This is a genomic window from Flexithrix dorotheae DSM 6795, assembly GCF_000379765.1.
Taxonomy (GTDB): domain Bacteria; phylum Bacteroidota; class Bacteroidia; order Cytophagales; family Flammeovirgaceae; genus Flexithrix; species Flexithrix dorotheae.
In genome coordinates this window covers 39,216-64,458 of sequence record NZ_KB903452.1, presented here as the reverse complement: position 1 = coordinate 64,458, position 25,243 = coordinate 39,216, and the positions used below count along the sequence as shown (strand labels likewise).

Annotated in this window: 15 protein-coding genes and 1 pseudogene; 6 read left to right on the top strand and 10 right to left on the bottom strand. The window is 35.7% G+C overall.

Going from position 1 to position 25,243, the window contains the following annotated elements:
- Positions 1 to 23: 23 nt before the first annotated feature.
- Together A3EM_RS0121710 and A3EM_RS0121705 are read right to left on the bottom strand one after the other, a co-directional pair.
- Positions 24 to 1,403, bottom strand: a complete 1,380-nt coding sequence (locus tag A3EM_RS0121710; RefSeq protein WP_020530359.1) for an FAD-dependent oxidoreductase — start codon at positions 1,401 to 1,403, stop codon at positions 24 to 26.
- Positions 1,404 to 1,552: 149 nt separating this feature from the next.
- Positions 1,553 to 3,013 carry a hypothetical protein gene (locus A3EM_RS0121705; RefSeq protein ID WP_020530358.1) on the bottom strand — a complete coding sequence of 487 codons (1,461 nt, stop codon included), beginning with the start codon at positions 3,011 to 3,013 and terminating at the stop codon, positions 1,553 to 1,555.
- A 578-nt stretch (positions 3,014 to 3,591) separates the two neighbouring features.
- Here A3EM_RS0121705 and A3EM_RS0121700 point away from each other — a divergent pair.
- From A3EM_RS0121700 to A3EM_RS0121680, 5 genes are all read left to right on the top strand, one after another.
- Positions 3,592 to 4,602, top strand: coding sequence for a FecR family protein (locus A3EM_RS0121700; protein ID WP_020530357.1), 1,011 nt, complete (start codon positions 3,592 to 3,594; stop codon positions 4,600 to 4,602).
- Between the two features lie 183 nt (positions 4,603 to 4,785).
- Positions 4,786 to 8,280 (top strand): TonB-dependent receptor, encoded by a 3,495-nt coding sequence (locus A3EM_RS43280; protein WP_020530356.1) that lies wholly within the window; start codon positions 4,786 to 4,788, stop codon positions 8,278 to 8,280.
- A 34-nt stretch (positions 8,281 to 8,314) separates the two neighbouring features.
- A complete protein-coding gene (locus A3EM_RS0121690; RefSeq protein WP_020530355.1) occupies positions 8,315 to 9,955 on the top strand; it encodes a RagB/SusD family nutrient uptake outer membrane protein in 1,641 nt (546 codons plus the stop codon).
- 225 nt (positions 9,956 to 10,180) lie between these two features.
- Positions 10,181 to 11,758, top strand: a complete 1,578-nt coding sequence (locus A3EM_RS0121685) for an FG-GAP repeat domain-containing protein (protein ID WP_020530354.1) — start codon at positions 10,181 to 10,183, stop codon at positions 11,756 to 11,758.
- 571 nt (positions 11,759 to 12,329) lie between these two features.
- On the top strand, positions 12,330 to 15,803 hold the full coding sequence (locus A3EM_RS0121680; protein ID WP_020530353.1) for a two-component regulator propeller domain-containing protein: 3,474 nt from the start codon (positions 12,330 to 12,332) through the stop codon (positions 15,801 to 15,803).
- Positions 15,804 to 16,122: 319 nt separating this feature from the next.
- Here A3EM_RS0121680 and A3EM_RS0121670 read toward each other — a convergent pair whose 3' ends face one another.
- From A3EM_RS0121670 to A3EM_RS0121635, 8 genes and pseudogenes are all read right to left on the bottom strand, one after another.
- Positions 16,123 to 18,738, bottom strand: coding sequence for an ABC transporter permease (locus A3EM_RS0121670; RefSeq protein ID WP_245576532.1), 2,616 nt, complete (start codon positions 18,736 to 18,738; stop codon positions 16,123 to 16,125).
- Positions 18,739 to 18,822: 84 nt separating this feature from the next.
- The gene (locus A3EM_RS0121665) at positions 18,823 to 19,173 is read right to left on the bottom strand and encodes a PadR family transcriptional regulator (RefSeq protein WP_020530350.1); all 351 of its coding nucleotides are present in this window, start codon (positions 19,171 to 19,173) and stop codon (positions 18,823 to 18,825) included.
- 215 nt (positions 19,174 to 19,388) lie between these two features.
- A complete protein-coding gene (locus A3EM_RS0121660) occupies positions 19,389 to 20,132 on the bottom strand; it encodes an SDR family oxidoreductase (protein ID WP_020530349.1) in 744 nt (247 codons plus the stop codon).
- A gap of 20 nt (positions 20,133 to 20,152) precedes the next feature.
- Complete coding sequence (locus A3EM_RS0121655) at positions 20,153 to 21,331, bottom strand: NAD(P)-dependent alcohol dehydrogenase (RefSeq protein ID WP_020530348.1); 1,179 nt, start codon at positions 21,329 to 21,331, stop codon at positions 20,153 to 20,155.
- A gap of 3 nt (positions 21,332 to 21,334) precedes the next feature.
- Positions 21,335 to 21,835 carry a cupin domain-containing protein gene (locus A3EM_RS0121650; protein WP_026210498.1) on the bottom strand — a complete coding sequence of 167 codons (501 nt, stop codon included), beginning with the start codon at positions 21,833 to 21,835 and terminating at the stop codon, positions 21,335 to 21,337.
- Positions 21,836 to 21,850: 15 nt separating this feature from the next.
- Positions 21,851 to 22,165 (bottom strand): annotated as a pseudogene (locus A3EM_RS43275) (cyclophilin-like fold protein); the annotation flags it as partial.
- Between the two features lie 136 nt (positions 22,166 to 22,301).
- The gene (locus tag A3EM_RS0121640) at positions 22,302 to 22,865 is read right to left on the bottom strand and encodes a sugar O-acetyltransferase (protein ID WP_020530344.1); all 564 of its coding nucleotides are present in this window, start codon (positions 22,863 to 22,865) and stop codon (positions 22,302 to 22,304) included.
- Positions 22,866 to 22,942: 77 nt separating this feature from the next.
- On the bottom strand, positions 22,943 to 23,809 hold the full coding sequence (locus A3EM_RS0121635; protein ID WP_020530343.1) for a helix-turn-helix domain-containing protein: 867 nt from the start codon (positions 23,807 to 23,809) through the stop codon (positions 22,943 to 22,945).
- A gap of 670 nt (positions 23,810 to 24,479) precedes the next feature.
- Here A3EM_RS0121635 and A3EM_RS0121625 point away from each other — a divergent pair.
- Positions 24,480 to 25,109 carry an NADPH-dependent F420 reductase gene (locus tag A3EM_RS0121625; RefSeq protein ID WP_020530341.1) on the top strand — a complete coding sequence of 210 codons (630 nt, stop codon included), beginning with the start codon at positions 24,480 to 24,482 and terminating at the stop codon, positions 25,107 to 25,109.
- Positions 25,110 to 25,243 lie beyond the last annotated feature (134 nt).

Genomic DNA, 25,243 nt, shown 5'->3' with positions numbered 1-25,243 from the left:
GTTAATTAACCGTTTAAAGCAGGCTATTTTCCGCTTTCAAGCCCAGTTTCTTGCCATTTTATATCTTGGGGCAGTTTGTTTTCCAAGGCTGCCATTGCCGCCACTTTTCCAGCTGCCTGTCCCATCGGAACAGAGTTGCCGGTAACCCTGTAACTGGAATGGGCAATAAAATCACCACTAATACATCGGCCTGCCATCATCAATCCATTTACATCTTTTGCGATTAAAGCACGCAGAGGAATATCGTAAGGTTTACTTTTAATTCCCTGGTTATAACTTCCTTTTTTTTCGCCCTCTTTTTTCACAGAATGGACATCAACACCAAAATTCACCCTACAAACGGCATCATTATGGCGAATACCCGAAATTAAATCTTTTTGAGTTACCTGATATAACCCATGAATTCGCCTGCCCTCCCGAACTCCAATTTGTTCTGCTGTTGAAATTAATTTTAGTGATTTCCAAGGCCCTCCCAACGATTGAAGCCCATTAATAATGGAATGTAATTCTGCACGAGCGTGAAGTGTAGCTTTAGAAATTTCTTTAGCATTTAAAGATGAATAACCATATTCATGATTGCCCATAAACATGAACAAATCATCCCTTACGGGGTAAAGTCCTGGCTTGGTATAAGAGGGGAGAATTCCGGCTTTTACAATTTGCTCTACCAGTCTGCTTTTCGATTGTTGTCCGCTATCTCCTTCCCATCTTACAAATTCTTTTATTTCATCCACACGCACACCACCCACCATTGCCAAAAGGCTAAATGGTTGCATTTCTCCTTTTTCATTGCCCAAATCGAAACTACATCCGCTAAGGGCAGCCAGATCACCATCACCTGAAGCATCAATGAATACTTTACCCCCCCAGGCTTCTCTACCAGATTTAGACTCTGTAATCACATGGGTAATTCGGTTTTTTGAATCTATTGAGGTGGCTACTGCTCTGGTGAAATATTGTACATCCACCCGGGCTTCCAGACACATTTGTTCTAGCAACACTTTCATTAATTCTGCATCGAAGGATATGGAAGAACCAGTAGGAATATCTGATACTGCCTGCATTTGTTTTAGAGAAGTGATGATTTCTTCCATTATCCCGGATTTATTTTTATTATCCAGAATCCAGGTGAGCAGGCCTGCTGTCCATACCCCACCCAGGCAGCCGTGTACTTCTAGAAGTAAAGTTTTAGCCCCTGTTCTACCGGCTTCAATAGCTGCAGTTACCCCTGCAGGGCCTGCTCCACAAATAATCACATCATAATTACCTACCACCGGGATTTCCCTGGTTTTTTCAGTTAGGGAATTTTCCATTGATGAAGGTGGTTTTCCCAGAAGGTTATTTACGTTTAAAGCAGGGATGGCCAGGAGACCACCTGATCTGATAAATTTTCTTCTTTTCATGATAACGTGAAATGTTTTAAAATTGACCCGTCCAAATAAAAATCTAAAACCTTAAATGTTTAATATTAAATTAGGTTTAAAAAGTTACTTAATTTTTACTTAAGCAAGATGGGGTTTTAATAAGAGCAGTGTAATTTAATAAAAGAGTGTTAAAAACTCCAGTCAATTGCTGAATACTCCTCCACTTGGTTTTCCACCATATAAATTCTTAAAAGTCCTGCAAGTAAATCTCCTACCCCTAATTTGGCCTCATAATAGTGGTCATTATTTTCCCTAACAAAAAAGTCGTTTCTCCAAAGGGATTCAACGGCCAGGTCTCCAATTTTTTTAGCTGCTTTTACATATTCTTCTTTGCCAGTCAAATCGTAAACATCCATGTACAGGTTAATGGCATCTCCTAAATTGTGGGCTGTAAAGTTTTCTGGTAAAGGCACTTTACTAATTGAAGTAGCTGTAAATTCAGCAATATCTTTTAAACTCTGATTATTTTCTTTCTTACCCAGATAGGCAGAAATCCTTCCAAACGGGATATGAGAAGAAGAACGATATCCAATTTTCCAAGGGGTGGCCATGGTGGGTTCGGGCAACATAGAGCCATCCAGGTTAACACTTGCATAATAATATTCCTCTTCAGCATTCCAGCTGTATTTGTGCAATGCTTCAATTAAAGCTATGGCAATAGCTCTGTGTTCCTCTACTCCGGTAATTTCATAGGTTTTATATAGCCAGTAAGAAGCATATCCGGTATTGGAAAGTGAAGTCGTTTTACCAGCATCTGTTTCCGTAGGATGGTAAAGGCAGTTGAGGGTAAGATTAGTTTCTTGATCACGTAGCTTCCAATAAAGATGACCACAGTGCTTACTCCAATACAACCATTCCGGATTTTTTGTACCCAAAAATCCATAAGAATAAGAATAAAGAACCGAATGTTTTATCCAGGGCATTACAATATTCTGGTGTTCTGTTTTATGCCAATAGGCATGCCTGTTAAATAAATAGGTACGAGGGTCATTCCCCTGGTAATGGTATTTTAATCCCTCAATGGCTTTTTTTGTTCTTACACTGTCAATCTCCCAAAATTCCTCCCATGGGGGTGTCCAAGCCAGGAATTCATGGGGCATGTTGTCATAATAATGCTTTTTTACCTTTATGGGTTCAATTGGACCCGTATACACTTTGTCGAGATAAAAATTGTAATACAAATGTTCTCCCCAGCCCAGTAAACCAGTTTCAGGGTTTTGGGTTAATTCCAGACTGGCCTTTATGTAGCTTTTCACGGCATTCTCGTACTTCGGGTCATTTTTCAATTCACCCAGAATCTTAAAAACCTTCATGGTCACTACATCATGGTAAATATTGGAACCACCAATAGCCCTATCATATGCTCTTACTCCTTCTGTTATAGGAACACCAGATTTTGGAACACTAAAATCTCTGGTATCAATCACTCCGGCCCATAGATCAGTTTTCTTTTCTCCATAATTGTCCAAACCATGCTTCAATAGATTATCAGCAAAAGTTTCGATGTAGTAGAGATAGTCTCTCTGTTTCTGACTGAAAGCTGGGGATAATAGAAAGGTGGTAATAATTAGTAATAAAAGTTTTTTCATTTTCAATTTAGTAGAAAGTGGATGTCAGTTTGATTATAAATTAAAATTAGAAAAGATTTACCCTAAATAGGGCTAGTAACTTTGGAAAACCGTTTTTTAACGGTTAGTTAACCTATTACTTTCGCTGAATTGGATTGGAAATAGAATCTTAAATTATGACCATCCAAATAAAAGTCTGATATCATGAATACTTCCATGGGTATTAGCTTTTAATATTTAGTGAATGTTGCATAATTCATCAGATTAAAATAGCCTTAAAAACGGGTCAAAAGCTATACTGTGATTGTTTTCCAAAATTTTTTATTTGTAATAAAATTTCATAACCTGATTCCAATTCGGTTTCAGGATACTTAAGACTGGACAGATATTTTTAGTGATTTAAGGTTTTATAATACGGCTGAAGTGGAGATGAAATAAAAAAACGATAAATTTTGTGTCTGGAAATCAATAAGTTATATTTTTTTTGAAAGTAAGACTAGAACCTACACCCTTTTCATTGATATATAAATAAGATAGGAAATAAATCTTCTGAAATCAATACGGACTGATTTCCTCTATTTTTTAAAACATATAAAAAAGTGACTAGAGAATTACTGGAAAAATATTTTAATAATACTTGCTCCCAAAAGGAGAAGAAGGAAGTCATGGAATGGTTTAAAACCATGAAAGGGGATTTTCTTGAAATTAGTGCAATTGAGGAAGATTGGAAAAAGTTTTCCATTGAAGAAGATGGATGGGATGGCGAAGAGGTGTTTGGTAAAATTGAGAAATTGATTGATCAACAGGAAGAGAGTAAAATCCAGACAAAAGTTTTGCCTTTATCTCAACCAAAATCTAAAAGATATACCTGGCAGTTGGTGGCCGCTTCCATTATTTTCATCCTTGCTGCAGGAATTACTTTTTACCTGTTTAAACAAAAGTATGCTGATTCCGGAAAGGAAACAGCCCAAAATGTAACTATCAAAGAAAATCCCAAGGGTAGAAAAACTACTTTTACTTTAAGCGATGGCACTAAAGTAAAATTAAATGCTGGCAGCCATTTAGTTTTTCCAGAAAAATTTACTGATGAGGAAAGGATTGTTCAATTAAGTGGGGAAGCATTTTTTAAGGTAAAAAGAGATGAACACCGACCTTTTAAAATAATTTCTGGGGAAGTGACAACCACAGTGCTGGGTACTTCATTTAATATCAGAGCATTTCCGGATGAAAAGGAAGTGAAAGTTGCTGTAGCTACTGGAAAAGTGGCTGTAAATCTTGCAAAAACTTCGGGAAACATTTTACTGAAGCCTGATGAAATGCTAAACTATAACAATGAGGATGATTCTTTTGTAAAAGGAGAATTTGACAGAAATGAAATGTTTGCCTGGAAAGATAATATTATTTATTTCAATGATGCCAGTTTTGAGGAAATAGTTAACACCCTTGAAAACTGGTATGGCGTGACCTTTATCATCAAGAGAAAAAAACCTATTGATGATAATTTTAAAGGAAAATTCAAAAAGGAATCCTTAAGAGAAGTGCTTGAGGGGTTGAGCTTCTCTTCTGATTTCGAATTTGAAATAGTTGAGGACCAGGTTTTAATTAATTAAAAAGGAGTTATATGATTAATTTTTTTATTTCAACTTAACTTAAAAAAGCAAAAGCCAGCTTACCCAAAGGCTACTGGCTTTTGAAAGACCAACATCACACCTTCTGATAAATTTTGGTCGATTTCCAGAATATGTGACTGAAGCCTTTGATGATTTTTATTTCACCAAAAACTTAATAAAAGTATGAAATTGAAACTACTAAGACAAATTTTGGTTATGTCTAAATTTGCGTTATTTGGAATTTTTATCCAGGCACTCTTTTGTGGACTCCTGGTGGCAAAAGAAGGAAAGGCTCAAAAAGCGGAAAGTATTGAGAAAATTTTTTTAAGTCTTGATCTTGATAATGTGCGTTTAATTGATGCGTTTTCTAAAATTGAAAAAGCTACCGATCTTAACTTTGCCTATTACAAAACAACGATTAATAAAAAACAAAGAATTAGCTTAAATGCAAGTAATGAATCACTAGGAAATTTATTAAGAACTATTTCCAAAAATACAGACCTTAAATTTAAACGGGTAAATGACAATATTTTTGTGAGTAAGAAAAAATGGCAGCCGGTAAAGGCAAATATTCTGGCTGATGTTATAGAAGTGAAGCAGGTAGTAATAAAAGGAACAGTAACCTCAGAGGAAGATGGAGAACCATTGCCTGGTGTGAGTATCATTGTTAAGGGTACTACATCCGGTACAACTACGGATTTGGATGGAAAATATACCATCAATGCTCCAGAAGGATCAACTTTAGTATATAGCTATATTGGTTTTCAGGAGTATGAAGTAGCAGTGGGAAATCAATCTACCGTAAATGTGGTATTAAAAGCAGATTTGGAGCAACTGGAGGAGGTTGTGGTAATTGGTTATGGTTCAGTTAAAAAATCTGATTTGACCGGATCTGTAGCGTCCGTAAAAGCTGAAGATATTGAAAATTTAACGATTAACTCTGTGCAACAGGCATTAGCAGGGCAGGCGCCAGGTGTCCAGGTTGGCCAGGGTTCGGCCATGCCGGGCGGTGGTGTAAGTATCCGAATCAGGGGTAGTAATTCTATTTCAAGTAATAATGAGCCCCTTTATGTAATCGATGGGTTTCCTATGGTTTCTAACACTGGAGAGGTCCCTTCAGGAAGTAAGGGTAATACTGTATCGGATAACCCGTTGGCCAGTTTAAATCCTTCAGATATCGAGTCGATTGAAGTATTAAAAGATGCATCGGCTACAGCAATTTACGGATCAAGGGGTGCAAACGGTGTAATTCTAATTACTACAAAATCAGGTAAAGTAGGAAAAACTAATGTGACTTTCGATGCTTACTATGGTATGCAGCAGGTACAAAAGTTATATGATGTATTAGATGCACCAACATTCATTCAAGCCCAAAATGAGAGAGCTTTGGAAACAGGCGGAGAAATTCCGTTCCCTGATGGAGAAGATTTTTACCCAGGAATGGATGTGAATACCGACTGGCAGAAGGAAATATACAGATCTGCACCTGTGCAAAATTACCAGCTTTCCGTAACCAGTGGTACAGAGAAAAGTAAATTTGCCCTGTCTATAGGTCATTTTGATCAGAAAGGTATTGTGAAAGGTTCGGGTTTTAAAAGATATTCTATCAGGGTAAATACCGATACTAAAATCGGAAAGAAATTTACAGTGGGAACGAATATGGCGTTTAGTAGAATTTTGAATAACAGGGTACCTACTGAAGGTCATAACAACCAAAATGCAGGTCCAACGAATACGGCTTTATTTACCAGACCAACGCTTCCTATTCAAAACCCTGACGGAACTTATACTTCTAATGGAACAGACGGATCTCCTGCTTTGCAAAACGGAGAGAAAGAAAATCCGGTGGCTCAATTGAATGAAATTGACAACCAGATGACCAAAGATAATTTCCTTGGCAATGCTTATTTGACTTACGAAATTATCAAGGGATTGACTTTCAAAACTTCAGTTGGGGTTAATTTAAGTAATGCCGAAAGAAATTATTATGCAACAAGGTTAACCAATAGAGGTGGTAGAGGAAATGATGGTTTGGCTATAATTTCTGATGCTAAAGTTTCCAATATTCTTAACGAAAATACCCTGAATTATAATAAAGAATTTGGTAGTAAGCACAGGATTAACGCCCTTGCTGGATACACAATCCAAAAGCAGACTACTGCCAGAAGCCAGATGACCAATACAAATTTCCCAAATGATATCACCAGATACGACAATATTGGGGCAGGAACCAGAGATGGTGGACCACAAATCTGGTCGAGCAAAAATGACTGGAGAATGGCTTCTTATCTTGGTAGATTCAACTATGTGTTTAATGACAAGTATTTATTCACAGCAACTATAAGGGCTGATGGTTCTTCTAAATTCGGTAAGGAGAATAAATGGGCTACTTTCCCTTCAGCTGCGGTTGCATGGAGAATTGGTCAGGAAAACTTTATGTCGAATATGGACTGGCTTTCTAATATGAAAATCAGAGCGAGCTGGGGTAAAACCGGTAACTCGGAAATTGGTTCATACAGATCGCTTGCCAGGTTTGCCACAAGTTCATATTCTTATGGAGGAACAATTGTTTCAGCTTTTTATCCTAACCAAATTGGAAACCCTGATTTGAAATGGGAAACTACAGTACAAACCAACCTTGGTGTGGATATGGGCTTTATCAATGATAGAATTAGCCTTTCTGTAGATTTATATGATAAGTTAACTGAGGACTTATTATTAGGTGTTACTCTTCCTTACAATACAGGACATAATACAGCTACCATGAACTTTGGTAATGTGACCAATAAAGGTATTGAACTGGCTTTAGGCGCTGATATTTTTGTAAATAAATTCAAGTGGAGAACTGATTTTAATGTTTCCCACAATGTGAATGAAGTAACAAACCTTGGTGAATTGGGAACTATTTTCGGAGCTAACGTAAGTGGTGATTTTAAATGGAATAATGCTACTATGGTTACAGAAGGAGAACCAATGGGTGTTTTCTATGGCCTAAAAACAGGAGGAGTATTCAGAGACTGGGATGATGTAAAAACATGGGAAAAAGGCTTTATGTATAATGCTGAAGATGAGGCCAGAGGAGCGCAACCTGGTGATAGAAAGTATTATGACACAGATGGTGATGGTAAATTGACAGTGGATGACAGGGAGATTTTAGGTACTCCTCATCCAAAATACATCTTTGGTTTCACTAACAACTTTTCTTATGGCAACTTTAGCCTTAACATGTTTATCCAGGGAGCTACTGGAAACAAAGTATTGAATGTAAACAGATGGCAATTATTTAGCAATGGAGGTTCCGATAATATTGCGGTAGAAAGGCATACCGGAAGATGGACGCCTGAGAATCCTGATGCTGAATGGCCAAGATATGGCAACCCAACGCCAATAAGCGAAAATATTCAGGATTGGGTGCTTGAAGATGGAGATTATGTAAGGTTAAGAAATTTAACGATCAGCTATAATATTCCTACTGCTAAAATTAGCTGGTTGCAAAAGGCCAGGGTTTACATCAGTGGAGACAATTTGTTACTGATTACCAAATATTCAGGATACGATCCTGATGTAAATTCCATGCAAGGTGGTGGTGGTGGAAACCGAAACTATACCCTGGGTATTGACAATGGTTCATACCCTGCAGCCAGAGTTTATAAAGCCGGGTTTAATGTAACTTTCTAATTAAGTGGTTGAACTGAAAAAGATATAAATAAAGATGAAAAAATATATAAAAATAATATTAAGCTTGCTGATGATGTTTTCATTTTCAGCCTGCCATGAAGATTTTTTGACAGAGCAGCCCTACGATTTTATCGGGCCGGATAACTTTTACAACAATGCCGATGAATTGGAGGATTTGGTAAGTGGTGTGCCCAGAATATTTAGAGAAACAGGATCTGGAATGATGGGAAGAAACTGGTATTTATTGGTAGAAACGCCTGCTCCGGCAGTAACCAACCGATATAATCTGACTCACCTGAGAACCCAAATGGATTCCTGGACATATAATTCCGGACATAGCTATATTAATAGTGTTTGGCTGGCTTTATACAGAGGAGTTAACAGGGCAAATGCTGTTATTGACAATGGACCCAACATTGAAGATGATAAGGAAGAACCTGTCGGATACAACAAAAGAGACCGGGTAGTGGCTGAAGCCAAATTCTACAGAGCACTCATCTATTTCTTCTTAACCGAATTATGGGGAGAAGTTCCATTGAGAACCGAAGAGACTGTAAGTTTGGATGGCTTGGAATTGGAAAAATCTCCAAGATCGGAAATTTATAACGTAATTATTCAGGATTTAAAAGATGCAGAAGGCAAACTTCCTTATGCTGATGAGTACAGTGGTTCCACCAATGATATTGGGAGACCAAATAAGGGAGCTGCTCAGGCTTTGTTAGCGAAAGTATTGCTTACCAGAGCACAAAGACCTGAAGCCCAGGGATCTGATTTGAATGATGCCAATGCAAAACTGGATGAGATTATTAGTTCAGGAAGACATGGATTAGCCGCTAATTATGCTGATTTGATTTATTTCCACAATCCTGGCGGAAGTGAAGATTATGCTGCACATAATTATGAAGTGATGTTTGATTTACAGTTTACCAGTGCCGGGTTTGGGGCTACTGGAAATAACTTCATGTCGCCAAGAAATAGTGATATTGGTAAAAACAAATGGACTACTTTTGCAGCCGAATTTGAATATGTGAGGTCATTTGAAGAAAGCGATACCAGGGGAGATGCAAATTTTGTGTTGGAATACAACAACCAGAATGGAGGTGATTTGGTAGTATACAATCTGGATAGTGTAATTTGGGATGGATACAGAGATGAAGCCATGTCTTTCACTAAAAGGCTTGATCCTGACCCAGCTGTAGAAGGAAGAGAAGAACCCAATATGAAGTTTTTAAGATATGCTGATGTTTTATTAATGAAGGCAGAAGCCCTTGATTTATTAGGCCAAACCAATAATGCCTATGAATATGTGAATATGGTAAGGAGAAGAGCCTTTGGTAAGGATCCAAATTCACCTGATGTTGATGTGGACTGGGTGCCTGGTTCTTTAGCAAATTTCAGATTAGAGCTTTATAAAGAAAGACTAAAAGAACTGGTATTGGAAAATTGGGGAACCATTGACATGAGAAGGATGTGGGATGTGGCTACTCCAATTGTAGAAGCACACTCTAAACATGTAGAAATGCAACCTGATGAAGATGGTACCATGGTGGAGATTCTCAATGATGGACCTAAGTGGGAAGTGACGGATTTTTCAGATAAATTTAAAGTGTTCCCGATTCCGGCACAAGCTATGGACAGAAACCCTTCACTTATCCAAACTCCGGGGTGGGATTAATAAATAGTAAATGCCTGAAAACTGATAAAGACAAAGAAGGCATTTTATACACATTTTTGAAAGCCATTCAGTTCAAACAATTAAAAAAATAATTAATAGTGATTCATATCATAAGACGAAAGGGAGCCTATATTATAGGTCTCCTTTTTTAGTTTATTAACCTTTTCAAATGGTGGTTAATGATTATTTCACCTCATGTAAAATTAGATAATTTTATCGAAAAATATGAAGCATTTTATACTGTATTGGATTCTAGTTTTCCTAATTTCAGGTTGTGGAGAAAAGAAGGACGGAATTGAAAATAGTGTAAATAATTTAACACCCACCAGTCTATCCGGAAGCCAGTTGGCAATGCAGTATTGTGGAAAGTGTCATGTTTTTCCCGGACCAGAGCAATTACCTAAATATTTATGGGAGAAAGAAGTTTTGCCTTCGATGGGTTTCAGGATGGGTATTTTTAAAGGCAAACACCAGCCGGATAGCTTATTTGAACCAGGGCTTGGAGGGAGAATTGTGAAAAAGGCTAATATTTTCCCATCTATACCTATAATTGCTCGGGAGGATTGGCAAAAAATTATAGATTATTACCTTACCAATGCACCCCATTCCCTGCCAATTCCACAAAAAGAAAAACCGATTGCCACCAATTTATCCTTATTCAATTATAAAGAAAGCCAGTTTTCCATTAAACCTGTGCTTACCACCATGGTAAAAATCCTTCCTAATAGTAAGGGAGTGGTTTTTGCCGATGGAAAAAAAAATGTAAGTAGCCTCGTTTTTCTGAATAAAAAATTAAAGAAAGATTATGATATTTTAATGAAAACTTCTCCTGTTCATTTCAGTCAGGTTTCAGATACAATTTTACTGACGACAATTGGTGAAAAAATGTATCCACATGATGCACCAAAAGGAGCGATTCAGCAGGTTTTTCCCAATCAAAAAGATGGACTATTTAATGGAGCCAATCTTATTGTTCAAAATATGCAAAGACCTGTAGATGCTGTTTATGAAGATTTGAATGGTGACGGACTGGAAGATATTGTGGCTTGTGAATATGGAAACCTTACGGGAAGGTTTGTATGGTACGAAAACCAAGGGGATAACAAGTTCCAGATTAGACCTTTAAAAAACGAGGCTGGAGCGATAAAAACCATCGTAAAAGATGTGGATGAAGATGGGAAACCTGATATTATGGTTTTAATGGCTCAGGGGGCTGAAGGAATTTATCTTTTTAGAAATTTGGGTGATGGGAAGTTTAAGGAAACCAAAACCCTTACATTTTCTCCACTCAATGGCTCTCAGTATTTTGAACTGGTTGATTTCAATGGTGATGGCAAAGACGACATTTTATACACTTGCGGGGATAATGCCGATTATTCTCCCATACTAAAGTCATATCATGGAATATACCTTTTCGAGAATAAAGGAAATAATACCTTCCAACAAGCCTATTTCTTTCATCAAAATGGGGCTTACAAAGCCATTGCCAGAGATTTTGACCTGGATGGTGATCTTGATATCGCTTCAATTTCCTTTTTCCCTGATTATCGAAGAACTCCTGAAGAAGCCTTTATCTATTTGGAAAACAAAGGCAATCTTAATTTCCAACCCTATTCCTTCCCGGAAGTAACAAATGGCCGTTGGATGGTGATGGATGCTGAAGATATGGATAATGATGGAGATACCGATCTGGCATTAGGCTCTTTTGTTGGTTTTATTCCAGAAGGAGATACTACAGGCCTTCATCAAAAATGGATAAAGCGTAGCCCTTCTATTATTGTATTGGAAAATACAACTAAATAGTAGCCTAAAAACAAATTCATTTTTTTTTTAACCTAATTAAATTTAATAGGGTACACTACTGATAGGCTTGAAAATGGTTTTTTCGTTTTCAAAACAAGCTTATTCGAGGGAAGAAGCTTCATGTTTTCCTAATCACGCCCCAATGTGGTTAAAACACAAAAATTATTAATAAAGAAGAATTAAATTCTGTATGGGGAGATTTTTCATGAAAAAATTAAAAATCTCAATGCTTTTTTATTACGAAGAAAGAGACTGCCTGTACTTTTTGAACAGCCTCTTCTATTTTAATTTTTCTACAAAAATCCTCATTTCAATTTGTTGGAATAGGACCAAAATCTAACCAAACACACCAATTTATGGTTTTTAATTTTTGATATCTTAAGATCGAAAGCTAATTTGAAACTATTATTTCCAAATCTGGCTATTCATACAAATCATTCCAACAGATAAACTCATGATTGGCTATTTATGGATAATTGATCTTAATTCTTTGTTCAACTATTTGGATTGGCAATATAGCGTTGCCAAATAATTATTCCCCTTTATCAATATGATCTTTTATAGATTAAAAATGTATGATTTCCAGAATTTTTCTATCCAATTCCTGATTTTTCTTGGAGTAATAATTAATAACAATGCAGTTTTGGCACAGCATAATCCCATAAAATTCAATAAATTGAAAGTAGATGATGGATTATCTGATAGCTGGATTACTGAAATTTGCAAGGATAGTGAAGGTTTTATTTGGATAGGTACTTTTAACGGAGGAGTAAATAAATTTAATGGTTATTCCACAAAAGTTTATGCTCACGATAAAACCAATAAACATTCTATAGCCAGTAATAGGATTGGAGGAATACTTTCTGATAGTAAAGGGAGGTTATGGGTAGCAAACCGATATGAAGGGGGCTTGAATTTATATATGAAAGAAACCGATTCTTTTAAAAAATACCTGTTTAATACAGGTGAAAATGGTCCTTCTGGTAGTGAGATTAAATCGTTATGTGAAAACAAGGATGGAAAAATTTGGATTGCTACTAATAATGGGGTTGATTTACTCGATCCTGAATCAGGTACTTTCAAAAGATTTAAAAACAAACAGGGAGAAAATTCTTTGATAAATAACCAAACCTCCTGTGTTTTTTTATCTTCCAGAAATAAACTTTGGATAGGTACCTACCATGGATTAAGTGTTCTAGAATTGAGTAATGGTAATTTTAAAAATTATTCCGCCAGTGATAATGATCCAAATTCTATCCCATTTCCTTATATAGGTGGGATATATGAAGATGAAAATGGTGAAATTTGGTTATCAACTTTTGGAGGTGGTTTTTGCAGGTATAATCAGGAAGAGGATAATTTTATTACTTATCAACAATCAAATACCAATCTGAATGACAATTATATCACAGCTATGACTGGTGATAAAGAGGGGAATTTATACTTAGGAACAGAAGATGGTGGCCTGAACATAATGAATATTGAAAGCGGGGAAATTTTTGCTCATATGCCTGAATTGGAGAATGAATTTAGTCTCGATAGTCGATCCATTCATGAAATTTTCTATGATAATGTCACCAAAACAATTTGGACCGGTTCTTTTAATGCAGGTGTAGCTTTCTTTGGGAAATACGACAAAAATTTTATGCATTATAAACCTAGACCTAATGGTCTAAATAATGGACAAGTATTGGATATTTTACAGGCACAGGACAAAAAAGTTTGGATTGCCACTGATGGTGGAGGATTGAATGTGTTGGATGAATATAATAATGCATTCATTAATTATCAGAATGATCCCAAAAATAAATTTTCCCTTAGTAACAATGCTGTAACCTCCATTTTTGAAGATAATAATGGAGATATTTTGGCTGGTACCTATAGAGGAGGCCTCAATATTTTTGATTCTTCCACTCGCAGATTTTATCGGTATAATCATAAAAAGGAGGAAAATTATAGTTTACCAAGTGATAGAGTCAGGGAAATTACCCAAGATAATTTTGGTAATATTTTGCTAAAATGTTCTAAAAGATGGGTATTATTCGACCGAAAGACTGAAAAATTTATTCCTGATTCTACAGCCCTTGGATTTGTTATACAGGAAGATAATCTTTCTGCAAGAGGATTTATTTTTCAGGATAATGAAAACAATTATTGGATGGCAAATGGGAGTAAAGGTTTAGGATGGTTACCTCCAACGGGAAGTATGAATTGGACTTATTTTGTTCATAGCCCTGAAGCCCCCAACAACATCAGTGATAATAACGTGAATTTCATTTTTGAAGATAGTAAAAACCAAATTTGGATTGGTACTGAAAATGGGTTAAACTATTTTAATAAAGAAAGCCAAACATTTAAAAGCTATAACGAATTAGATGGTTTACCTTCTAAAAAAATTATGTCCCTTCAGGAAGATGATGAAGGTAATTTTTGGATTGGAACCATGAAAGGATTGACTAAATTTAAAAATGGAATTTCCATTCCTGAAAATCCTGAGTTTATTAATTACACTTTAGAAGATGGAATCCAAGGTATGGAGTTTAATGTTAGAGCATCTTTTAAAGGCTTGGATGGGAAAATGTATTTTGGTGGTAAAAATGGATTTAATTCGTTTTATCCTTCTGAAATAAAAGATAATCCAGTGGCTCCTCCAGTAAAAATAGTTGGGTTTAAGCTTTTCAATCAAAATGCAGATTTCGGCTTAAAAGATTCACCACTGAAAAAATCCATTTTGGCTACGGAAACAATTGTATTAAATCATACCCAAAATGTAATTACTTTCGACTTTGTTGCTTTAAATTTTTCTCAGCCATCTAAAAATAATTATGCTTTTAGGATGGAAGGATTTGAGGAAAACTGGAATTATGTTGGCAGTCAAAGATCTGCAACCTACACAAGTCTCGAGGCAGGGAAATATTTTTTCCATGTAAAAGCCTCTAATAATGATGGTGTGTGGAATGAGGAAGGTGTTAAAATTAAGATAATTATTCTACCTCCCTGGTGGAATACTTGGTGGTTTCGTGGAGCTGTAATTTTAATTCTTATTGCGGGTATTAGTGGGTTATATAAATACAGAATTTTTAAACTTAATCAACAGAAAAAAATTTTAACTGATTTGGTCACGAAACGAACAGCAGAATTACAGATAGCTCATGACGAAATTCAAACTCAAAATGAAGAGCTTAAAACTCAGCAGGAAGAGTTATCTATGCAAAATGAAGAATTATTGACTATGCTGGATAAATTAAAAAAAACACAATCTCGGTTGGTTCAAGCTGAAAAAATGGCTTCATTAGGATTACTAACAGCTGGAATAGCTCATGAAATAAATAACCCTGTTAACTTCATAAAGTCGGGAATAACCGGATTAAAAAAAATGATGTCCCAAATTACAGAAGTGATGACTTTATATGGAAAGATAAATTCATCTAATGTGAAAGAAAAGCTTTATGAAATTGAAAATGTAAAAAAAATAAAAAAATTTGATCAAATGATAGAGATGGCAGAAAGGATAACTCATAATATTGAAACTGGAGTAAACAGAACAGTAAATATAATAAAAGGTCTTCAAGCTTTCTCCCGATCTGATTTAAAAAATCATACATCTTACAACTTGCAAGAGGGTATTAACAATTGCCTTTTATTATTAAATCATCTTATTTCTGAGAGAATAAAAATTAAAATAAATTTAAAATTTAATGAAAATATTGAATGTTCAGCAAGCCAAATTAATCAAGTAATAATGAATTTATTGGTTAATGCTATTCAGGCTATCCAAAATGAAGGTGAAATTTTGATAACTTCTCAAAAAGTAGGAGAAAATGTATTATTAAAAATCAAAGATTCTGGTGAAGGTATTCCTCCAGAAAATTTGGGGAAAATTTTTGATCCATTTTTTACAACCAAGGAAGTGGGACAAGGTACAGGTTTGGGCTTGTCAATCGTGTTGGGTATTGTAGAAGAACACAGTGGTAAAATTGAGGTAGAAAGTGAAATAGGTACAGGTACCTTGGTAAAGGTAACTCTGCCAATACAAAGTGTATAGTCTTAGTGTCTGATTCTCCAAGGTATCTTATGCTTTTTAAAATTTTTATAACCCCTTCTTCTATCATAGTAATTAAATTTAGGAATAAAATGGATCGCTTTTTTTAATATCATCTCATAATCCCATTGGTTTCATCAATTGTTCATTAATCCTTCCTGCCGCCTTTTCCTGACTTGAAACTACTGCTAATAATGGATGTACCGGAGTAATTGTATCTTACAGGCTCATACCCGATTTCCAACTTTCCCATTGAACTTTAGTTTCCTCTGATCAATTCAGAAGTAAAATCCTGCAATAATGAAAGCCAATCCTTCTAATTTTATTCTGACCTCAAACTTTTCACGGGATTCATTAAAGCAGCCTTTACAGCCTGGTAGCTAATTGTTAATAAGGTGATCAACACAGCACCCAAGCTTGCATAAGCAAATATCCACCATGGAATATTAGTTCGATATTCATAATTTTCTAACCATTTCCCAGAAAAATATAAAACAAATGGAATGGCTATGATACAAGAAAGAATGACCAGAATTATGAATTCTTTAGAGAGTAATTTCCATAGCGTAATTGTAGAAGCTCCTAATACTTTTCTTATTCCAATTTCTTTAGTCCTTTTTTCGGCTGTGAAAGATGATAAACCTAATAACCCCAGACAACTAATAAGGATAGCAAGAATGGAAAAAACAGACGACAGTTTTCCAATCCGAACCTCATTATTAAATTTTTTGGCATATTGCTTATCAGCAAATTGATATTCAAAAGGTACCCCTTGCGCATACTCTTTAAAAATAGATTCAATACGCTCTAAAGCAACTTGGGTGCTGATTTCCGGACTGAACCTAAACGAAGCCACTTGACTTACCCCTGGCGCAAGCATATAAATGGATGGTCTTACAGACTCGTAGGGTGAACCCACAATCAAATCATCCACAACACCTAAAATCGTCCAATCTTTTTCATCGTGCCTAATAGTTTGACCTACTGGGTTCTCAAGCCCCATATATTTTACAGCAGTCTGATTAATAACCATTCCCCGCTGGTCACTGGCAATTTCTCTGGAAAAATCACGCCCGTCTAATAATTTCCAACCTATCGTTTTCCCATATTCCGGTGAGGTCCAGAATACCGAAAAACCGGCTAAAAATTCCGGGTCTTTTCCCGCCCAATCAAAGTTGCCTAGACCTGTACAGTAGGAATTAAGAGGGCAGGATGATTCCGACATTTCTACAATCGTTCCTGAGGCTAATAATTGATTTCGAATTACTTCAAAATGATCATGTATATCATTGGTTCTCATATTTACTGAAATCAATCGCTCTCTATTATAACCAACAGGCCGATCTTTGGTATATTGAATTTGTCGGTAGACGATAATAGTCCCAATGATGAGGATTACAGAAATGGTAAATTGAAATACCACTAATAATTGACGGGATTTTATGGCCAGGTGTCCGGATCGAATAGCTCCTTTCAAGGCTTTTATAGCTTGAAAAGAAGACAGGTATATAGCAGGATAGCAACCAGCGAGTATTCCTGTAAGTAAAATAAATCCTATGCAGGTCATCCAAAAAAGTGGAATGGTCCAGGGAATTTCCATGCCTTTGTTAGCAACTTCATTGAACCAGGGAAGGGAATAGGTCACCAGGGCTAAGGCAATGACAAATGAAAATATCACTACTAATATAGATTCACTAAAAAACTGATATATCAATTGGCTGCGCAGAGACCCAATGGCTTTTCTTATGCCTACCTCTCTGGTACGACTTTCAGATCGGGCAGTACTAAGATTCATGAAATTGATACATGCCAGTAATAAAACAAAAATCCCAATCAAACTAAAAAGCCAAACAAACCGGATATTTCCCCCAATGTTTTCCCCATTGGAAAATTCTTCGTACAAATGCCATTTATCCATTGGATGTAAGGATATCTTTTGGTCATTATTATAAAATTCATCTCCTACGTTGTTATTTATTATATCCTTTATTTTATGGTTTACTTCATTAATTTCAGCATTTGGATGTAACTGAACATAAACAGGTGACATATCATACCCCCATTTATCTAAATAGGGTTTTGTCCATGGGTTAGAGGATAGAAATAAATCCCATGGGGCAATAAAAGCTAATTCATGAAAAGTTGAATTTTTGGGGACATCCTGATAAACACCAGTTATTTTCAGTTCATCCCGATTATCCAGTTTTATAATTTTATTCAACGGGTCTTCATTACTAAAAAGTCTTTCCGCCAAAGACCTGGAAATTAAGATAGAATTAGGGTTTTCTAATCCATAACGATGCCCTTTGATCATTTGCAGAGAAAGCATTTCCGGACCATCAACTTGCATATAATTGCCCAATTCATTGAAATTTTTTTCTCCATTAGTAATAATGTGTTCCTGAATTTCAGTTGCACTCACTACATATTTAAAATCTTCTGAATAGCTATTTTTGAGGCCATCACTCAAAGGAAAAGGATGTTGATTACCTGTATAAATCTGATCATTAGCAGTTGTATGTTGCATAACCTTTGCTATTTGATCATAATTTTCATGGTATTTATTAAAGGTTAATTCATCATAAACCCACAATCCAATCAGCATGGCTACCGCCATCCCCATTGCCAATCCACCGATGTTTATAAAAGAGTAACCTTTATTTTTAAACAGATTACGCCAACCTATTTTGAAATAATTTTTGAACATGGAAAATTGATTTAAATACACCAGATTTGAATTCCTAATTGCAAAAGGACGTAGATAATTTAAAACCTGATAACAATAATTAAGTTTTGCTTTGAATAGTGAACCGTCTTCCAAACAAGCCAGAAACTGTTCTTCCAAATCACCTTCAACTTCTTCGGCAAGATCATCCCTGAGAAACCAGTGAAGGAATCTGTTTGCTAATTTGGGTGGTATTTTTTTTTCTTTTTTCAAAAGCTCTTTTAGCACCTGTGCTATTTATTTCAAGAATTTTTTCTATCAGGTTTTAAGGCAAATAAATACTCAATAACTCAGTCATCAACTAAACTTAAGGCCATCAAATTCAAATCCGAATTGTGGAAACTGCTTCCATAGAGATATTTTAAAATCTCTGGACATTTCAAGAGTCCTCCTACCATATGCAGTAATAGAATAAATACGCTTTCTTCTTCCCCCTCTCTCAGATGTGGCTTTTCCCATCTCTGAAGTTAAAAAACCTTTATCTTCCATCCTGGAAAGTGTAGAATGGACAGCCCCAATAGATACTGACCTGCCTGTCTGATCCTTAAATTCTTTCGTGATTTTAAAAGAGTAAGCGTCTTCCTCCCCCAGAATTCCTACAAGTAATAAAATTACTTCTTCAAATTCCCCTAATTTAGTTTCTTTCATATTAGTTTCTAAATTGAAGAACAAAAGTATGAAGTAAAATGCATTTATTCTACAATTTAGAAACAAATTACATAAGTGGATTTTTTGAATTACAATAGGTCAAGACTAGTCCCAATTCGTCTTTAAATGAAGACCTAGTAAAACAAATAATTGAAGATTTCCCTCAGCTAACTGATAATCCCTAATTATGGACTATATCCTGTCAAAATTTTTACCTATAATTCCTGAGCTGTTGGCCTAAATAATATTTCATTAATATCAACCTCTTCTGGTTCATTAATGATGAAAGCTACTAATCGAGCAAATGTTTCTGGTTTTAATCCCACATTACCCACATATTCTTTATTAGCACTTTGAATTTTTTCGTCCGTTATATGGTCAAGCAGCTCTGTTTTTACAGCACCTGGTGAAATAATACTTGTCCGTATATTAAAATCTTTCACTTCTTGGCGCAAGCCCTCAGAAATGATCCGCACTGCTGTTTTTGTTGCAGAGTAAACTGTAGAACCGGGGAAAATTTTATGCCCAGCCACAGATGACGTGTTAATTATCAAACCTGATTTTTGTTCCTTCATATAAGGAAGCACTGCTGCAATACCGTAAAGAACTCCTTTAACATTAACATCTATCATTTTGTCCCACTCATCAACCTGTAAACTTGGTAAAGCCGATAATGGCATTATACCTGCATTATTAATGAGGACATCAATGCGACCAAACTTTTTAATGGTTGCTTCTGCCATGTCTATCATATCTTGCTTATTAGAAACATCAGTTGCTACAGCCAAAGCCTGCCCTCCGTGCTCTTGAATTTTTTTAGATAAAAGTTGAATTTTTTCTATTCTTCGAGCTGCTAAGACGACTTTTGCTCCATGTTTTGATAAATGTAAAGCGGTAGACTCTCCCAAACCGCTACTTGCACCTGTTATGATGATTACTTTTTCTTTAATATTTTCCATAATTATAATTGATTTTTTATCTAAAAAGTCGAGGCATCAATGACGTAGCGATAACGAGCTTCTTTGTTTACTACTTTTTTCCAAGCCTCATTTATTTGGTCAGCTTTTATGACTTCTATCTGTGGATAAATTTTATTTTCTGAACAGTAATTAACCAATTCCTGGGTTTCCAGTATTCCACCAATTAATGAGCCGTTAAAATTTACACGATTGAAAATCATATTGAAATTATTGATTTCCAATGCTCCGCCAACTGGTTGTCCAACTTGTGTGAAATAGCCATAAGGTCTTACACAGTCAATATATGGTGACATTTCATAAGCGGAAGGAACGGTTGAAATCATATAATCCAATTTACCCTTCCAAGGTTTCAAATCTTCCGAACCTTTAACTACTATGGTTTCTGTTGCTCCAAATCGTTTGATATCCTCAATTTTCTCAGGTGAAGTGGTAAAAGCATAAACTTCCGCTCCTTTAGAAACAGCTAATTGAATAGCCATATGTCCTAGACCTCCAATACCTATTACACCAACTTTCTCATTTTCTTTCATTGCATTGAACTTCATCAATGGTGAATAGGTTGTAATACCTGCGCAGAGTAATGGAGCTGCATATTTTAACTCAATGCTTTCTGGGATTTTTATGGCAAAATGATCTCGGACTACTATATTGTTTGCGTATCCACCTTGTGTAATTCCAGTTGGTTCTCTTTCGTCTTTGTAACCGTAAGTAAATAATGTATTCGGTTGATATTGCTCTTCATTTTGGCAAGTTGTACAACCATCTACCATACAGCCTACACCAGCTTTGTCACCAACCTTAAATTTGGTTACATTTTTCCCTACTGCACTAACAATTCCAGCAATTTCGTGTCCTGGTATTTGTGGGTATTTTTGAGGTCCCCAATGCCCTTGAATTTGGTGAATATCTGAATGACAAATGCCTGAGTATTTGATATCGATCAAAATGTCATTATCGCCCACAGGTCTGCGTTCAAATTCCCAAGTGGTTAATGGCTTTTCTTTATCGGTGCCGGCATAACCCATGGAATGAATATTATTGCTCATTCTATTATTTTCCTGATTTTGAGAAGAAAGTGAAAAAGGTGGAAGGAGGGTTAAGCCTACTCCTGCAGTTGCCGATGTTTTAACAAATGCCCTTCGAGATTGGATTTGGCTAGCAATATTTTTTGTTTTCATTGACTACTTTTTATATTGTTCATCTGTTACTGCCTCTTGCCAGTCTACAATGCCCTTTTCTGTATTTGGAACGATGTATATTTGCTGTAGACCTACCTGAGGACTTGCTCCGTGCCAATGACGAACATTGGGTGGACATTTTACCACATCTCCTTTTTTGATAGTTTCTATGGCTTGTCCTTCAATTTGATGATAGCCAACACCATCAGTAATAATTAATATTTGACCTGCTGGATGCGAATGCCAGTTGCTTCTTGCTCCTGGTTCAAAAAATACATTACCAACTGCTGTGGTAAAAACAGAATCAACATCTACTAAACCAATGTTATAGGCATTGCCTGTAAAAAGATCTGCTGAACCTTTTTCCCCTTTCGGAAAAATGGCGTTCAATTCATTTTTGTCTGCTTTCATAATTTCTTGTCTTTTTTTGGTATTTGAATTGCAAGCAGTTATCAGAAAAAAAATTCCTGCTAGTATTGCAATCATTGAGATGTGTTTTTTCATATCAAATATTTTGAGTTACTTTTCTAATTCAAATGTTACGGTTACGCTACCTTCTACATTAAAATTCTTGATACCATCTGTTATTTTTCCCAATAAAATCAGCCCGCTGGCATAGCCAAAGTCTTTATAAAATAAGGCAATATTTCCCCAAGGTGCATAATAAGTCAAATCTCCAACAGATGGGTCAAATCCATTTGGTGCATCTTTGGTTATCAATTTTTTAGATGGTGTAAACACCTTCTCAGTGTTGGAATAGTCATCCAATTGAACAGTTAAGGGTAGCAGGGAAACAAAATCTCTACTTGTTGGGCTGTCATGTAAAATAGCTGTTGCCGTTTTTTTTTCCTATTGTTATTTTTACCTTCATTGTATCCTGTATTGAAGTATTCATTTCTTTTTCCTTTTTACAGGTATTTAGCTGTATGCAACCCAAGATGAAAATTAAAATGTAAAATAGCGTACTCAACTATTCTATTTTTTTTATGAATTTCGCGGGAATTCCTCCTACAACCGAATTATCGGGAACATCTTTAGAAACCACCGCACCTGCTGCTACAACTGAGTTCTCGCCAATGGTTACGCCTTGTAAGACAGTAGCGTTTGCGCCAATCCAAGCATTTCTTTTAATGTGAATGGGTTTTGGTACAAGTGAATGTCTTTCTTCTGGATGCAATGGATGTCCTTCTGAAAGCAGGCTAACATTTGGTGCAATGAGTACATCATCTTCAATGGTTATACCTCCCAGATCCAAAAGCGTACAATTGAAATTGATAAATACATTCTTTCCAATTTTGGTATGTTTACCAAAATTGATATACAATGGAGGGAATATAGCCGTGCTTTGGTCAATCTCCGAACCGATGATTTGCCCCAACAATTTTTTTGCATCATTAGGATTGGTTGAGTTATTCATTTTCCTAACCATCTTAATTGTAGCAAAAGAAGCATCCCTCAATTCTTTGCGTTGTGGGTCATTGGATGAAATGGTTTCTCCACGCTTTAACCGATTAAAAATTGTTGTTCGTTCCATCTTTATATTATTTGATACAAAGTTGGCTACTTTTCAACTCTATTCGTTAATGAGATTCAAACCTATATTTAAGAAATTCAAACCTTTTTAAGTCGAATCGCAGAAGGACTTGTTCCTGTTTGTTTTTTGAAAAAGTTGTTGAAATAGGTTGGGTATTCAAATCCTAAAGCATAGGCTATTTCAGAAATATTCCAATTGGTGTGTTGTAGAATGGCTTTAGCTTCATTTACGATTCGTTCCGAAATGAGAGCTGTTGTCGTTTTTCCAGTTACGTTTTTTATTGAACGGTTTAAATAGTTTACATGCACCGAAAGATTCTTTGCGTAGTCTTTTGCTGTTCGCAGTTGAAGTGGGCTATCCGGACTTTCCACCGGAAACTGACGTTCTAACAATTCCATAAAAACAGTTGTCAACCGTTCTGCACCACTTTTTTCTTGGTTGTAATTTTCGGAAGGTTTCAGCTTTAATGACTCATGTAATATCAGTTCGATGTAATTACGTATCAATTCATCCTTATATTCATATTCAGATTGTTGTTCCTCAATCATTCTTTGGAAGATCCCATTTAAAAATTGCCTTTGGTTTTCAGAAATTTCTAAAATTGGGGTTCCACCCATTTTGAACAGTAAAGATTTTTGCAGTTTTTCTGAACGTTTAGCTGGCAGTAAAAAATCCTCTGAAAAAAGAACTGTGTAACCGACATATTTGGTGGAAAGCGTTTCCCAAGAGTAGGGTACATTCGGATTTCCGAAAAACAAAATTGTTCCGTCTGCCCCAAAACTCCTATCAGAATAATGAATTTTACTTTTTCCTGTCGTTAAGCAGATTTTATAGAAGTCTTTTCTGCTATATATACGAGTTGCTGTCCTGTCATCCTCGATCTGGAAGACGTTGAATCCTTTGAGTTTTAATTCACTATTGTATGTTGACAAATCTCTCGACATGATACAAAGTTAAGAAATTCAAATCAATAATTCTGTCGATAGATGGGATTGGCTATACTGGCAGGACTCAAACTTTTATTTCCTGGAAATTACTAGTTCCGGAACAGGGTTTTAAGGCGAATAAATTCATAATTTGACCCTTCTCCTTAAACTTGACATCTTATAAATATTAAATCTGAGCTTTGTAAACAAGAGTTATAATTTGCCCTTGAATAAGGACGGCTATAAGTTTACTTATGAATGATAGTGTATGTTGGCGGTAGTATAGTTTTATTATTTGGGTCTTAGTTTTTCTATGACATCCGTGCTTACCCAATGAATATTTGACANTCCTGGCTCTATATCTCTTTCGTCCNTTCCAAAAAACAAATACTTACCATCAGGACTTATGCTCGGTGTTTTTTCATAAAAACTGGTATTTACTATAGCTCCAAGATTTATTGGTTTTGACCATTTTCCATCTTCATCCCTGAAATAAACATATATATCATTATCTCTTCTTAATAATATCAGAATAATGATAATTAAAATTAAAAAAATCATACAACTTTCTCTCTAAAAACTTTATTGTTTTAAATAAAATCAGGCATAAAATATTGATTTACATAAAATTAAATATTTTATTAAAATAAGATCAGGTTTTAGAACACCATATTAAAATTCACTAAAGATGAAATTAGCATTTATTGGTATTGGAAATGTAGGCTTTGCATTAGCCAATAACCTACAAAAAAAAGGTCATGAAATCATTATCGCTCAAAATGAACTAAAAAGTGAAAGTGTCCTGCAGGCACAAACTAAAAATCAAGCACTTCTGGCTATGCCAATTCAGGAAGCTATTGATCAATCGGATATTGTTTTTTTGGCTACTCCTTTCAATTTCAATGAAAAAATTTTAAAACCATTAGATTTCGGGAACAAAATTTTGGTAGATTGTACTAATCCCGTTGGTCCCGGAATTTCTCACGGTTTGGAAAGCAAGATTTCTGGTGCAGAAAAAGTTCAGGAGTGGGCAAAAAATGCAAGGGTTGTAAAATCAAACACCATTTATGGTTTTGAAAATTTAGAAAACTCCAAATTTCCAAATTATAATGTAAAGCCTGTAATGATGATTGCCGGCAATGACCAGGATCCCAAAGAACAGGTTAGTTTAATCAATACGGATTTAGGTTTTGAAACTTTGGATGTTGGGGATTTATCTCAATCTCTTCATTTAGAGCATATGACTTTGCTTTGGGTAAAAATGGTACGTGCAAACGGTCACCATCCGAATTTCACCTGGGCTTATCTGGAAAGATAGCATTTCTTGAAATGGATTTGGTCCACCAGTTTTTGGCGGTTCGAATCTCTTTTCGGTGCCTAGTGACTGATGAATCTGAAGTTAGAGTAGATTGACCCAAAGTCTCTCACAAAACCCCAGGTAATGATCTCCCA

What these genes read in the sequence shown, in the direction of transcription:
- A3EM_RS0121710 (WP_020530359.1), bottom strand. Translation starts at nt 1,403, where the DNA reads ATGAAAAGAAGAAAATTTATCAGATCAGGTGGTCTCCTGGCCATCCCT.
- A3EM_RS0121705 (WP_020530358.1), bottom strand. Translation starts at nt 3,013, where the DNA reads ATGAAAAAACTTTTATTACTAATTATTACCACCTTTCTATTATCCCCA.
- A3EM_RS43280 (WP_020530356.1), top strand. Translation starts at nt 4,786, where the DNA reads ATGAAATTGAAACTACTAAGACAAATTTTGGTTATGTCTAAATTTGCG.
- A3EM_RS0121690 (WP_020530355.1), top strand. Translation starts at nt 8,315, where the DNA reads ATGAAAAAATATATAAAAATAATATTAAGCTTGCTGATGATGTTTTCA.
- A3EM_RS0121685 (WP_020530354.1), top strand. Translation starts at nt 10,181, where the DNA reads ATGAAGCATTTTATACTGTATTGGATTCTAGTTTTCCTAATTTCAGGT.
- A3EM_RS0121680 (WP_020530353.1), top strand. Translation starts at nt 12,330, where the DNA reads ATGTATGATTTCCAGAATTTTTCTATCCAATTCCTGATTTTTCTTGGA.
- A3EM_RS0121665 (WP_020530350.1), bottom strand. Translation starts at nt 19,173, where the DNA reads ATGAAAGAAACTAAATTAGGGGAATTTGAAGAAGTAATTTTATTACTT.
- A3EM_RS0121660 (WP_020530349.1), bottom strand. Translation starts at nt 20,132, where the DNA reads ATGGAAAATATTAAAGAAAAAGTAATCATCATAACAGGTGCAAGTAGC.
- A3EM_RS0121655 (WP_020530348.1), bottom strand. Translation starts at nt 21,331, where the DNA reads ATGAAAACAAAAAATATTGCTAGCCAAATCCAATCTCGAAGGGCATTT.
- A3EM_RS0121650 (WP_026210498.1), bottom strand. Translation starts at nt 21,835, where the DNA reads ATGAAAAAACACATCTCAATGATTGCAATACTAGCAGGAATTTTTTTT.
- A3EM_RS0121640 (WP_020530344.1), bottom strand. Translation starts at nt 22,865, where the DNA reads ATGGAACGAACAACAATTTTTAATCGGTTAAAGCGTGGAGAAACCATT.
- A3EM_RS0121635 (WP_020530343.1), bottom strand. Translation starts at nt 23,809, where the DNA reads ATGTCGAGAGATTTGTCAACATACAATAGTGAATTAAAACTCAAAGGA.
- A3EM_RS0121625 (WP_020530341.1), top strand. Translation starts at nt 24,480, where the DNA reads ATGAAATTAGCATTTATTGGTATTGGAAATGTAGGCTTTGCATTAGCC.